This window comes from Shewanella sp. TC10 (assembly GCF_009663145.1).
Classification (GTDB): Bacteria; Pseudomonadota; Gammaproteobacteria; order Enterobacterales; family Shewanellaceae; genus Shewanella.
This window is the reverse complement of sequence record NZ_VKHR01000023.1, coordinates 53581-67416: the sequence shown is the minus strand read 5'-3', so window position 1 is coordinate 67416 and position 13836 is coordinate 53581. Positions and strand designations below refer to the sequence as shown.

The 13836-nt window shown below is 40.1% G+C and carries 9 protein-coding genes; 3 read left to right on the top strand and 6 right to left on the bottom strand.

Annotated features, from left to right (window positions below):
• Nucleotides 1-35: 35 nt before the first annotated feature.
• The 6 genes from FNZ24_RS10090 to FNZ24_RS10065 form a co-directional block, all read right to left on the bottom strand.
• Nucleotides 36-1271 carry an efflux RND transporter periplasmic adaptor subunit gene (locus tag FNZ24_RS10090; RefSeq protein WP_153914358.1) on the bottom strand — a complete coding sequence of 412 codons (1236 nt, stop codon included), beginning with the start codon at nucleotides 1269-1271 and terminating at the stop codon, nucleotides 36-38.
• Nucleotides 1268-2437, bottom strand: a complete 1170-nt coding sequence (locus tag FNZ24_RS10085) for an efflux RND transporter periplasmic adaptor subunit (protein ID WP_153914357.1) — start codon at nucleotides 2435-2437, stop codon at nucleotides 1268-1270. The genes FNZ24_RS10090 and FNZ24_RS10085 overlap by 4 nt, the downstream gene beginning before the upstream one ends.
• Nucleotides 2434-3462 carry an HlyD family secretion protein gene (locus FNZ24_RS10080; RefSeq protein ID WP_153914356.1) on the bottom strand — a complete coding sequence of 343 codons (1029 nt, stop codon included), beginning with the start codon at nucleotides 3460-3462 and terminating at the stop codon, nucleotides 2434-2436. Before FNZ24_RS10080 ends, FNZ24_RS10085 begins: the two co-directional genes overlap by 4 nt.
• The gene (locus FNZ24_RS10075; protein WP_153914355.1) at nucleotides 3455-4144 is read right to left on the bottom strand and encodes an ABC transporter ATP-binding protein; all 690 of its coding nucleotides are present in this window, start codon (nucleotides 4142-4144) and stop codon (nucleotides 3455-3457) included. Before FNZ24_RS10075 ends, FNZ24_RS10080 begins: the two co-directional genes overlap by 8 nt.
• A gap of 198 nt (nucleotides 4145-4342) precedes the next feature.
• Nucleotides 4343-5242, bottom strand: a complete 900-nt coding sequence (locus FNZ24_RS10070; RefSeq protein ID WP_153914354.1) for an aspartate/glutamate racemase family protein — start codon at nucleotides 5240-5242, stop codon at nucleotides 4343-4345.
• Between the two features lie 129 nt (nucleotides 5243-5371).
• Nucleotides 5372-5815: a GNAT family N-acetyltransferase gene (locus FNZ24_RS10065; protein ID WP_153914353.1), complete on the bottom strand. Its 444-nt coding sequence runs from the start codon at nucleotides 5813-5815 to the stop codon at nucleotides 5372-5374.
• 408 nt (nucleotides 5816-6223) lie between these two features.
• Between FNZ24_RS10065 and FNZ24_RS10060 the strand changes: the two genes are divergently transcribed.
• The 3 genes from FNZ24_RS10060 to FNZ24_RS10050 are packed head-to-tail and all read left to right on the top strand — an operon-like array spanning nucleotide 6224 to nucleotide 13729.
• Nucleotides 6224-7315 (top strand): efflux RND transporter periplasmic adaptor subunit, encoded by a 1092-nt coding sequence (locus tag FNZ24_RS10060; protein WP_153914352.1) that lies wholly within the window; start codon nucleotides 6224-6226, stop codon nucleotides 7313-7315.
• Between the two features lie 10 nt (nucleotides 7316-7325).
• Nucleotides 7326-10601, top strand: coding sequence for an efflux RND transporter permease subunit (locus FNZ24_RS10055; protein ID WP_153914351.1), 3276 nt, complete (start codon nucleotides 7326-7328; stop codon nucleotides 10599-10601).
• Nucleotides 10598-13729, top strand: coding sequence for an efflux RND transporter permease subunit (locus tag FNZ24_RS10050; RefSeq protein ID WP_228768444.1), 3132 nt, complete (start codon nucleotides 10598-10600; stop codon nucleotides 13727-13729). Before FNZ24_RS10055 ends, FNZ24_RS10050 begins: the two co-directional genes overlap by 4 nt.
• The last annotated feature ends 107 nt before the right edge of the window (nucleotides 13730-13836 follow it).

Below are 13836 nucleotides of genomic sequence, written 5' to 3'. Positions count from 1 at the left end.
TGAATAACAACATCATGGCAKGATGTTGTTATTCATTAAATACGACTCCTTTTAGGTGGCGTCGTTAACGCGATGACATCGCCTTGAGATAATCCATCCTTAATAACCGTGCGATTAAGGCTTCGATGACCAGGCTCAACAGCTTGTTTGATGAATCCCTTATTGGTTTTCAAATACACCCAATAATCCCCCGACTTTTGGAACAAAGACTGGTTCGGCACAGTGAGCGCATCAGCAATATCAATTGAGTGAACTGAAGCTGTAACTTGCCGTCCAGGTTGCATAATATTCACTTGAGTTTTATCAATACTGACAGTCATTTGAAAGTAGTTCACTGGACTATTTTTATCTTTTGCTTTTGCCAACGAATCTAACTGAACAACCTTGCCAGACACTGGTTGATTAGGGAATGCATCCAAATATAAAGTCACTGGTTTACCGATATTTAACCCCAATGCTTCCGACTCTAGGACAAACAATTTTGCCTGCATTTGTGTGGTATCAGGAAGAATGCCTATCGTCATTCCTGACCACATCATATCTCCGGGTGTTGGCGTTGAACCATTCCAACTTGGCTGCGCGACAAACAATCCATCATGAGGCGCAATAATTTCCATTTGTCTAAGGTTATTTGAATAGCGATTCATTTTCGCTTTATGGCCTCTTTGCTTAAGTTTAATTAACTCCTGCTCAGCTTCTGCTTGAGAACCATGCTGACCTACCCCCCAATCATAAAAATCCATTTTGGCCGCTAAATAGTCTTGATTTCGCATCTGATCGATAATGTCGATTTTTGTATATACACGTTCATCTTCACTAAAGAATCGCTCAGCTAAATCTTGTTCCTGTTCCGTTAACTTACTATCCATACTGAGCGTTTTGTTGATGGTGTTATCTTTTCCCGATTGAATTTGGCTATCAAGGCCTAGTCTATTGTAATCTAGTTGCTCCATTTCTAGACGAAAGCCTTCACGAGTCGCGTCCATTCTAGCTACCACATCCCCCGCTTTAACTGAGTTAAAGTTATCCATAATCCAATCTAGAGATTGTGGTCCACGCAATCCTGAAGGTACATTAATCAAAGTGGATTGGCTTGCTTCTAATTCACCTACGGCAGGGATATCAACTTTAAAGTCACTACGAGTAATTTCTAAGGTTAATACCCCATCATTATTTGAATCATTACAAGCGGTAAGTGATAGAATTAGCAGACATACCAATGCGCTAACATTGAATAATCTAGACAGTAAAAGACCATTAAGATACTTCATGGTAATAGCACCTCTTCACCTTCTACTAACCCTTCAGTAATCACCACCTGCTCCTTACCCATTAAGCCTAAACTGACGAACCTTTTTTTCTCACCCATAATGGTGGGCAAATAAACATACGCTTTACCAAGTTCATAATGCACAGCATCGAGTGAGAGTATAAAACTTTGCTTTTCATTTGCGAGGTCAATACTAATTTTGGCTGTCATCCCAGGTCGCATTAATTCAGTATCAGGCTCATCAATACTCGCGACAGCATCAAAGATGACCAATGGAATATCTTGGTTTTTAATTCTAAATACAGCACCTAACTCTATAATCTCACCATTGAAACTACGTTCAGGGTTTGCATCAAGGCGAATCTTAAGTTTCTGGCCAACTTTGATCCTGCCAGCTTCAACTTCGGGAATGGTCATGTTGACTTGCATATGTTTTAAGTCAGGAATGCTTAAAACGGAATCACCAACAAAAATTGATTGACCCTCTGCGATTTTATTACCTTGTTGATCATTACCGTAAACAACCATCCCAGCCCTAGGCGCAATCAAAGTTAATGATTTTATGCCTCGTTTAATTGCATCAACCTCAGCTGTAAATTTCTTTGCGTCACCTTGGAGCATTTTGACTCGTTGCTCAGCGCTTAACTTTTCTAATTCAATTTTTTTATTTATTAGCACCACATTATCATCTGCGATAATGGCATCGCTTTGATATTTCTTCTTATCGATTACAGAGACGGTTTCATCCGAGATATCAACTTTCATTTGTGCTTTTTCTTGATTCATTTTCGCTTCTGCAAGTTCAAGTTGAAGCTCTTGTATTTTTTTGTCATTTCTAAGTTTCGAGGTGGCTAAATCTTGAATAGTGGTGTCTAAATTAGCGGTTTTTACCGATAAGCGCTGGGTTAAATCTGACGTATCCAGCTGAGCAACAACGTCGCCTTTACTCACTTCAATTCCTTCTGGTGCCAACATTTTAATTTGATACTGCCAAACACGTCGCAACGCAGGTGGCATTAAATTGACCGTGTCTGCGGATACTAATTCGCCTGTCACTTCTATTTGTTGGTTAAGTACTCCCACTTCTACCTGAGTAATAGCTCTATCACTACAGCCGATAAGTATCAAAGCAGCTAAGAACATCAATGATGACTTGATATAATTCATAATGCATCTCCAGTTCTCACTAGCACGCTCATACCAGGAATAATTTTCACCCTTTCATCAATATCAAACGAAATAGACACTTTAAACCAATTACTATTTCCCCAAGCGGCTTGCTTACTTGCTTGTAGGCTTATATCTGCAATATGTCCTTTCAGTGCAATGCCGGGTTGAGAATCTAATCGAATAGCTACAGGGGAATCTAATTGCAAGCGGTCAACATCAACTTCATTCACCCAAGCAATTACTTCAAGGTTATTCATTGCAGGAACAGTGGCAATTTGACGGCCAATTTGAACTGAGTCTCCAACAGCAAACTTTTTATCAGTTTGATTATCACGACCGTATAAAATAGGTCCATCGATATCAGCTTTAAGCTCTAGTTGCTCTAACCCTTGTAAAGCTTGCTCTAACTCAAGTTGTGACCGCTGTTTATCTATCGCCAACTGGGCTAACGTCGCTTCTCGCTTATCTGTAACCTCAATCAAGGCTTGGTTTTTTTTAGATAATTCCGATCCTGTTCTTAATAATTCAAACTGATTATCTGCATAGTCTTTCGCTGCAATAAAGTCGATAGGTATCGCACCGTCCAATTGAGCTTTTTCTTGTTCTAAGCGGGCTTTTTTTACATCAAACTGAGCTTGTAATAACTGCGAGTCTAATTCAATAGTTTGGTTTTGCTCTTGGGCTGTCACCCTAAGTAAACTTGCTTCTAACTGTTCAATTTGGTTGGCGATTTCACTTTTATCAAATACCACGACGACTTCACCCGCTTTAGCGACACTGCCTTCAGGTAACATCCATTTAATTTGATAACGCCAAGCTCTACCAGCTTTGGGAACGACAAAGGGTTGAAGGTTCTTAGACGCCACCTGTCCAGTGAGTAAAAGAGAGGTAAACTTAGGATCTAGCACTTCGCTAGATCCTGTCTTAACATTTTGGGCTATGACGACATGGCTATAGACTAAGAGCAAGAGAGTAGAAAAAGTGAATCCTAATGTCGAGATCCTGCTAACCGACTTAAGCATTGCACTCTCCTAGATTATGTTCTATTTCGACAATTTCACCATCCCGCATTCGGATCACTCTTTGGGCATACGCTGCGACTTCCTCTTCATGTGTGACTAAAATAATAGTTTGCCCTGCCCGATGCAGTTCAGTAAACAACGCCATGATTTCAACCGATGTCTTACTATCAAGCGCACCTGTAGGTTCATCAGCGAGCAGAATAGCGGGTTTATTTACTAATGAACGCGCTATTGCAACACGTTGACGTTGGCCGCCCGATAACTGATTTGGTCTATGATCATAACGGTCTGCCAAACTGACTCGATTTAACAACTCATGAGCATAGTCAGTTTCTTGTGTTTCAGAAGACGAAAAACGTAGAGGAAGTAGTACATTTTGTAATGCGGATAGACGAGGGAGTAGATGAAAGCTCTGAAATACAAAGCCAATATCTTTATTTCGCACTACAGAAAGTGCATCGTCATCAAGCGATGCGACTTGCTGCTCGTTTAGCTGATAACTGCCAGATGTTGGTTTATCTAAACAGCCAATGATGTTCATTAATGTCGATTTACCTGAACCAGAAGGTCCCATTATCGCCACAAATTCATTTTCATTAATTTCAAAACTTACCCCTTTGAGCGCTTTTACACTGGAATCGCCCATGGGATATTCTTTGGTTAAATCATCAACTTTTATCATTTAACGTCTTTCGAATGATTCAAAAATAACATCATATCAATAAAAATTAGATTGTATGCTTATTAATCTCAAAACATTAAAAATTCACTTTAAAAAATAACTATTAAATTCAGCTAAATATAATACTTTTTAGTGTATTATTCAGGGCGTTTCATGCTCGCTGTTCAAAAGTAAATTTAATACGTTGATGATTTTCAACTACGCATTTAAAGATGACTGGTGCGCTTTAACTTTTGAAACAACATAGTGAGCCACATCATCAACTGAATGCATATCAATTAAGTTCATATTTTCAATTCCTACTGGCAATTGGTCATTCAAGTACAAGCTTTTTGATGCTTCATAAACATTCACTACTTTTTCAGCGACCACCTCCATAGGATCAACGAAATCAATCTGTGGAAAATTATCCTGAAGTTGAGCTCTTACTGACGGCAATTCAGTACAGCCCAAAATAATAGTATCTGTTCCTTTTACGACTAAGGTTTCAATAGCTTTGGTTAACAGTTTTATATTGCTCGTCAACTCCCCTTCTTTGATCCCAAATGGAGTTCGTAACTCTTCACCGCAAGTTGATTGTTCACCTGTTTTGGCACCAAATATAGCACTGTGAACATACCGTTCTTGTACTTCGATTTCGAGTTTATGAAACTCTAATTTAGCCTCATCCAGGTACCTGTCATAAATCGAAGAAAGATAAGTCGCATTGCTAGACAGAACCCCAACGATTGCGTCTGGGTTTTCTTGTTTAATTTTCTGGGTCGTTGCTCGCAGCATATCCAGTAAATAAACATCAGTTTTAGCTTGTAAAGAATTTCGATAGTAATGCGAGATATTGCAGGCCATCACAGCAAAGTGGACTTGATTTCGTTCTAAAAACTTGATGGATTCTAACATTTCAGAGGCAGGATCTTCACCACCTTCATTAATTGCTTCAGAGCAATCTGGGATATCAGGGTTTTTAATTACCACCATCCCCATGTGGTCTTGATCTCTCAATGCACCATTGGCGACTTCTTCTTTAAAAAGAATATCTTGAAATAGAATATCAGCTTCAGCTTCCATATTACCTATGACACCGAAAATTAAATCCTTCATTGTATAGCCCGATTTACTTGTTCATTTAAATATACGAACATAGTAAGACTCGTCATTGAATCAAGTTAATCACGCTTGAAGGATCTGACCCTCTATTTAGCTATCAAGTCATGAGCCACAATGAAAACATTAAAATATCTTTGTGTAGTGATCAAAAGCTGTGGTTTTTTTATAGCCCAGAGATTCATATAGTGCTTTAGCAACGTCATTATCGACAGCTGTTGCCAATTTCACTGTACTGGCATCAGTATATTGCGCAAAAAGATCAACTTGTTTCAATAATTTATTGGCTACACCTTGTTGCCTTGCTGCTGTTGCGACAAACATATCATTCAGTATCCACATTCTTTTCATTGCAACAGAAGAAAACGTAGGATAAAGCTGTATAAAACCTAAGCCGTCACCTTCCTCATTAGTCGCAATAAAAATGACAGAATCACTCTCTATTAAACGTTCCTTGATGAACTTTTTACATTGCTCAAGGTTGGCAGCTTGTCCATAAAATTGGCGATATTCATCAAACAGTGCTGTCACCAAATTTAATTGTTCGATAGTTGCTTGGATAATTTTCAACAGAGACTCCCTTTAATCTTCAGCCTTTACTTTATTGCTTTAATTACTGTTCGTGCCTTAACAACTGGCTGACTTCCATTAGTTAGTTAACTTACCTCAAAAGACAAACAACGTCAGCTAAACCGTTTTACTTTTGGTTAGTGTGAATTTAATCAATCCCACTAAAAATTAAACATTTTCACTACATAATAATATTAACCTGTTCTTCAAAACCCACATAAACACAGTAAACCACTGAAAATAAAACAATTTAAATTATGGCATAGATACTGCTTTAATCAAGCAAAATTAACATTAGTTACAATTGATAACGTGACGTTTACAAGTTAACGCTCCACACTTAACTCCATAAGCGTCATTAATTCAAATTATTGAACTGGCAGGTACCCCATGGATAGGTTAATCAGCATGAAAAAAATGACAATCTCACTATTTTGTATTGCAGCACTTACTACAGGTTTAAGTGGATGTACGGGTGAGCAAGAAGAATCAAAAGAAGAAGAAAAGTATGCCGTACCGGTTGAAGTATCACAAGTAACACAAGGTAATGTTTCTTCTTTCTATAGTACGACCGCGACGCTAGAAGCACCTGAAGAAGCTCATGTGGTAACTCGAATAGCAGGTCTAATTGAAGAGATTAACGTTGAAGAAGGTGACCGAGTGACTAAAGGTCAAGCCTTAGCCACCATTGATGCCAAACGCCAGCATTATGATTACAAACGCTCACAAGCTGAAGTTCAAATAATCGAGCAAGAATTGAACCGCTTAAAGCAGATGAAGAATAAAGAATTCATCAGCCAAGATGTCATGGCCAAATTAGAGTTCAACTTACAAGCGGCTATCGCTCAACGTGACCTAGCAGAGTTACATGTGATCGAAAGCCAAATTGTGTCACCTATCGACGGCATTGTCGCAATGAGACATGTCAAAAAAGGCAATATGGCGAAAGAGTTCGAAGAGTTATTTTATATTGTTAATCAAGATGAACTGCATGGCATTGTTCACCTTCCTGAGCAGCAATTAACCAGCCTTCGCTTAGGTCAACAAGCTAAAATAAGTAATCAATACGCTAACAGTGCTGACAACTCTCAATCTAATGAAATCATCGCAAACGTATTGCGTATCAGTCCAATCGTTGATGCCCAAAGCGGCACATTTAAAGTCACTATCGCTATTGATAATAGTAAAGCAAATCTAAAAGCTGGCATGTTCACTCGTGTAGAACTTAAATACGATACCCATGAAGATGTAGTAACAGTGCCTTTCAATGCCGTGATTAATCAAGATGATACTCAAGCCTTGTATGTAATTGAAGACAATACCGCCACTCGCCGTGAAGTAAAACTAGGCTATCGTGAAAAAGATAAAGTCGAGGTTATTTCAGGTGTTGAACACGGTGAGCAGATCGTTGTTCGTGGTCAGCAAAACCTTAAAGATCAATCGTTAGTTGAAATAATTACGCCCCTTTCTTATGCAAAAAACAGCCTAAACGCTAAGTAAGGATAAAAGTATGTCATTAATTAATACCTCGGTTAAACGTCCCGTCACCGTGTGGATGTTTATGCTTGCCATTATGCTTTTCGGCATGGTTGGCTTCACTCGTTTAGCGGTTAAATTACTGCCAGATTTAAGTTATCCGAGTGTCACGGTTCGTACAGCTTATGATGGTGCAGCTCCAGTTGAAGTCGAACAACTTATTTCCAAACCAATTGAAGAAGCCGTTGGTGTTGTAAAAGGATTACGCAAAATCAGCTCTATTTCGCGCTCAGGCATGTCAGATGTCGTGCTCGAGTTTGAATGGGGCACCAATATGGATATGGCGAGCCTAGAAGTACGTGAAAAAATCGACACTATTGAATTGCCATTAGATATTAATAAGCCACTTTTACTGCGCTTTAATCCAAATTTAGACCCAATCATGCGCTTAGCATTATCCGTACCTGATGCAAGCGAGTCTGAATTAAAAGGCATGAGAACTTTTGCCGATGAAGAACTAAAAAGACGACTTGAAGCATTATCTGGTGTTGCTGCGGTGAGATTATCTGGTGGTTTAGAGCAAGAAGTTCATATTCTATTAAACCAACAAAAGCTTCAGCAGTTAAACCTCAATGCTGATGATATAAAGCGTCGTATTAACGAAGAAAATATCAATTTATCGGCCGGTAAAGTGATTCAAGGAGACAAAGAATACTTAGTCAGAACCTTAAATCAGTTTAACTCGCTTGAAGAATTGCGTGACGTGATTGTATATCGAAATGACCAAACCTTAATTCGCTTGCGTGAAGTAGCCGACATTGTGGACGGATATAAAGAGCGCAGTGATGTCACCCGTATTGGCGATGTCGAGTCGATAGAACTGGCTATTTATAAGGAAGGTGATGCCAATACTGTTTCTGTGGCTCAAAAGATTAAGGCTGAACTTGATAACCTCAATGCAGAGTCTGAAGAGAATCAATTAAAAGTCATTTACGACCAATCAGAATTTATTCAAAGCGCTGTCAGCGAAGTGACCTCTGCCGCATTATTCGGCAGCTTATTGGCTATGCTAGTGATTTATCTATTTTTACGCGACATTATCGCCACGCTAATAATTTCAATCTCAATCCCATTTTCGGTTATTGCAACCTTTAACATGATGTACTTTGCAGATATCAGTTTAAACATCATGTCACTAGGGGGAATTGCATTAGCTATCGGCCTATTAGTCGATAATGCAATTGTAGTACTGGAAAATATTGACCGATATAAAGCTCAAGGATTAGCAAGATTAGAGGCTGCAGTAAAAGGCAGTAAAGAAGTAGCTGGGGCAATTTTCGCCTCAACCCTGACTACATTAGCAGTATTTGTACCGTTAGTGTTCGTTGATGGTATCGCTGGCGCTTTGTTCTCAGACCAAGCTCTCACTGTTACTTTTGCTCTGTTAGCGTCACTTTTTGTCGCCTTAACTGCGATTCCAATGCTGGCTTCGCGCCAAGGATTTACTCAATTACCAGAAGAGACGGTTACAGAACCTAAAGCTAAACCTACAACCACCAAAGGCAAAGTTGGTCACTACTTAGCATTGATACTCGGTTTCCCGTTTAAATTAGTGCTGAGTTACTTGCCAAATGCGATGCTAAATTTAGTGATTATTTTAACTCGATTTTTCTCATGGTTATTTAGCCTGGTTATGCGCCCTCTCAGTGCAGGTTTTCATTTATTCTATCGCTTTATTGAAAGAATTTATCACCGTGTATTAAAGCATGCCATGGCACATAAAGTTGTCACCGTGATTATCGCTATTATATTGACAGTTGGTGCTGGCAGCCTATTCCCAAGATTAGGCGTCGAATTAATTCCACCAATGAACCAAGGTGAGTTTTACGTTGAGATATTATTACCACCTGGAACAGCGGTTCAAAAAACGGATTCCGTACTTGAAGAGCTAGCTTACTCAATCAGTGATAGTGAAGATGTTAAACACACTTTCAGCCAAGCAGGTAGCGGCGGACTAATGACCTCTGATACCGCACGTGGCGGAGAAAATTGGGGACGTTTACAAGTTGTACTAGCAAACACCCAAGCTTTCGATACTGTTGCTGCAACGTTACGAGAAACAGCAAGGCGTATACCGGCACTCGATGCGAAAATTGAGCATCCTGAATTGTTCAGTTTCAAAACTCCGTTAGAAATTGAACTATCAGGCTACGACTTAGCACAATTAAAACAAAGCGGTGACCAACTGGTTTCAGCATTATCGCAATCAACTCGATTTAGCGATATCAATACATCGCTTCGTGACGGCCAACCTGAAATCAGTATTCGGTTTGACCATGCTCGTCTAGCCGCGCTTGATTTAGATGCGCCTACTGTCGCAAGCCGCATTGCGCACCGTGTTGGCGGTACCATTGCCAGCCAATATACCGTTCGCGATCGTAAAGTCGATATTCTCGTTCGTAGTGAATTAGCAGAGCGAAACAATATCGAAGATGTGAATGCATTAATCATCAACCCTAATAGCCAACATGCCATTCCATTGAGTGCGGTAGCCGATGTTTCATTACAAGTTGGCCCTTCTGCAATTAACCGAGTGAGTCAGCAGCGTGTGGCAATTGTATCGGCTAATTTAAGTTATGGTGATTTAAGTGAAGCAGTTAAAGAAGCACAGCTAATCTTAAACCAACAGCAATTCCCTTCTTCTATTCAGGCTCGTTTTGGCGGTCAAAATGAAGAAATGGAACATTCTTTTGAGTCGCTTAAAATTGCATTAGTGCTTGCTGTGTTCTTGGTTTATCTGGTCATGGCGAGTCAGTTTGAGTCGTTATTGCACCCTTTACTCATTTTATTCGCTGTACCTATGGCTGTTGGCGGAAGTGTTATTGGTTTATTTATTACTGGCACACATATCAGCGTCGTCGTCTTTATAGGCTTGATTATGTTGGCAGGTATTGTGGTGAACAACGCCATTGTATTAGTCGACAGAATTAACCAATTGCGTAAAGAAGGCATAGAAAAAGACCAAGCAATTAGCACTGCTGCTAAATCTAGGCTTCGCCCAATTATGATGACAACCATGACAACTACACTTGGCTTATTACCAATGGCAATTGGTGTCGGTGATGGTAGTGAAATCCGTGCGCCAATGGCAATTACCGTTATATTTGGCCTAAGTATGTCAACCATGCTGACGCTGTTGGTGATCCCTGCCCTGTACGGCATATTCGATAAGAAAAATTATCAACAAACTGATGCAGAGCAAACAGCGTCAAAAGTATCAACTGAACCTTCAATGGAGGGACAGTCATGAGTAAAGAAAACCCCAATACACAAAACATGAAAAATGAGCAGCCAGGTTTTAGTATTACCAGATTGGCAATAAAAAGACCTGTCACAACGAGCATGTTCTTCCTCGCCATTTTATTGTTTGGCATGGCTTCAAGCCGATTGTTACCTCTAGAAATGTTTCCTGGGATCGACATTCCACAAATTCAGGTTAATGTGCCGTACAAAGGCTCAACTCCTGCTGAAGTCGAGCGAGATATTACTCGTGTGTTAGAAGAGTCATTGGCAACAATGAGCGGCATCGAAGAGGTACGCTCAAACTCTTCACAAGATGGCGCGAATATTCAACTGAACATGAAATGGGGAGAAGATGTCGCCACCAAAAGCTTAGAGGCTAGGGAAAAAATTGATACAGTAAGGCACTTACTTCCTAAAGATGTTGAGCGGGTATTTATTCAGCAGTTCTCAACTGCAGACATGCCAGTGCTCACTATACGGATCTCAAGTGAACGAGAGTTATCTAACGCATTTGACTTGCTCGATAAACAGCTTCGTAAACCCCTCGAACGTATTGAAGGTGTTTCCAAAGTGACTCTCTATGGTGTTGACCAAAAACAAATAGAGATCCGACTTGATGCAGACAAGCTTGCAGCTTCAGGAATTAACCCATCAGAGCTGAGACAACGTCTGCAATTAGAAAACTTTGTCATTAGTGCTGGCACAGTGCGTAATAACAATCAGGTATTTCAGGTATCGCCTAAAGGTGAGTTTTTATCTCTTGAAGATATCAAAGCTGTGAAACTCAATACCACAACCACTGTGGGAGATATCGCATCTGTTAAGTTCACTTTGCCAGAACCTTTTGAAGGTCGTCATTTGGATCAAAAGTATGCCGTCGGTTTAGATGTATTTAAAGAATCTGGTGCAAACCTCGTACATGTGTCAGAGCGTGTTCTTAATGTCATTGAACAAACTAAACAAGACCAACAATTCCAAGGCATCAAACTCTTTGTCATGGAAGACCAAGCCTATGGGGTTAAATCATCATTACAAGATTTGCTGATTTCAGGATTAATCGGTGCCTTCTTATCATTTGGAGTTCTGTATCTATTTTTACGAAACCTGAAAATGACACTAGTGGTGGTTTCATCGGTACCTATATCAATTTGTATGACCCTCGCTGGTATGTATTTACTGGGCTACAGCTTAAATATTTTATCAATGATGGGACTGTTATTAGCTGTGGGTATGCTGATTGATAATGCGGTTGTGGTTACCGAAAGCGTATTGCAGGAGAAACAACGCAATGGTTTAACTGGCCAAGAAGATACTAAGCCTCAGTGCCAAAAGGCCAATGAATCCGCGGTATTAACAGGTGTCGAGAAAGTCGCCTTGGCGGTACTGGCTGGTACATTAACCACAGCGATTGTATTTTTGCCAAACATTGTGGGGGTAAAGGTTGAGCTGACCATTTTCCTTGAGCATGTAGCAATCTCAATTTGTATTTCTCTGGCAGCATCTTTATTAGTGGCAAAAACATTAATTCCGTTACTGCTCACCAAGTTGCATTTTGAAATTGATACCGAAGAAAAAGAGTCTAAGCTGCAACACTATTATCAGCGTAGCTTAAGCTGGGTTTTAGCCCACTCAAAAATATCAGGAGTACTTGCGGTATTAATCCTTGTTTCTACTGCCCTTCCCCTGAGCTTGGTAAAGCAAGACCAATCTGATGGTGAAGGAAACGACCGCCTCTATATTAACTATCAATTAGAAGGTCGCCATAACCTTAAAGTCACTGAAGCCATGATTAATCAAATGGAAGACTATCTTTATAGCAATAAAGAAGCATTTATGATTGATTCGGTTTATAGCTATTATTCAGCCGACAGTATTCAGACGACGATTCTTTTGCAAAAAGACATTGAAACACCGATGTCTGAGCTTAAACAAACTATCCGAGATGGTTTTCCTAAATACGCGGCAGCAACTCCGCAATTTGGTTGGGGCAATGAAAACTCTGGGCTAAGGATAACCTTAACTGGTCGTTCAACGTCTGAGTTAATTACCTTAAGTGAACAAGTCGTGCCGTTATTAAGCGCTATTGAAGGGCTTGAAGATGTCCGCTCTGAAGTTAATGCTGCCCAGCAAGAAGTCATTGTGACTATAAATCGAGAAATGGCTGCGCGTTTAGACTTAAAACTTAATGAGGTTGCATCGCATATTTCGATGGCACTTCGCGGCTCACCACTTCGCTCATTCAGGCACGATCCTAACGGCGAGTTACGTATTGAATTGGCTTACGATAAAAGCTGGCAACGCTCTTTAGAGCAACTAAAGCAATTACCTATCATTCGTAAAGGTGAACGAGTATACAGCTTAGATAACTTAGCTGAGATTAAAATCCAGCCGCGTTTTGACACCATCAGACATTACAATCGCCAAACTGCGTTATCCATTGGCGCCAATGTCAACGATATCACCACTGAAGAGGCTCAAGAACAAATAGAAAAAGTCATGCAGAATGTTAACTTCCCATACGGGTATGACTATAGTCTGCGTGGTGGCTTCCAACGCCAAGATGAAGACCAATCGATTATGGCAGTAAACATGATTTTAGCGCTGGCGATGATTTATATCGTTATGGCAGCCTTGTTCGAATCACTGTTATTACCTACTGCGATTATCAGCTCAATCTTGTTTTCAATTACTGGTGTATTCTGGGCCTTATGGATATCAGGTACAGCGATGTCAGTTATGGCAATGATAGGGATCCTTATCCTGATGGGGATCGTAGTAAACAATGGGATTGTTCTGGTTGACCAAATAAACCAGATGACACCTAAACTTACCGATCTTTCGACAACCATAAAATCAATTTGTATTACACGATTACGTCCGGTATTGATGACAGTGGCAACCACAGTATTAGGTCTTGTGCCATTAGCAATGGGAGACACTCAAATAGGCGGTGGTGGACCACCTTACTCACCAATGGCGATTGCGATTATTGGTGGATTAAGCTTCTCCACTATCACAAGTTTATATTTGGTGCCCTTGTGCTATCAGGCCTTGTACCGTATCCGTTATCAATCTTCAGTTAAATTAGGTTTAGCTGACAAAAGAGCAAAAAAACTGCTACCTTGGACATTGTAATGGAGTAATACCAATGCTTAACCATCTTGCCAGAAGCTCTACTGATTAAGTAGCTTTACTAATTTAGTCGCTTTACTGGCAAGATGGTCAAATAACACAGGAGCTTG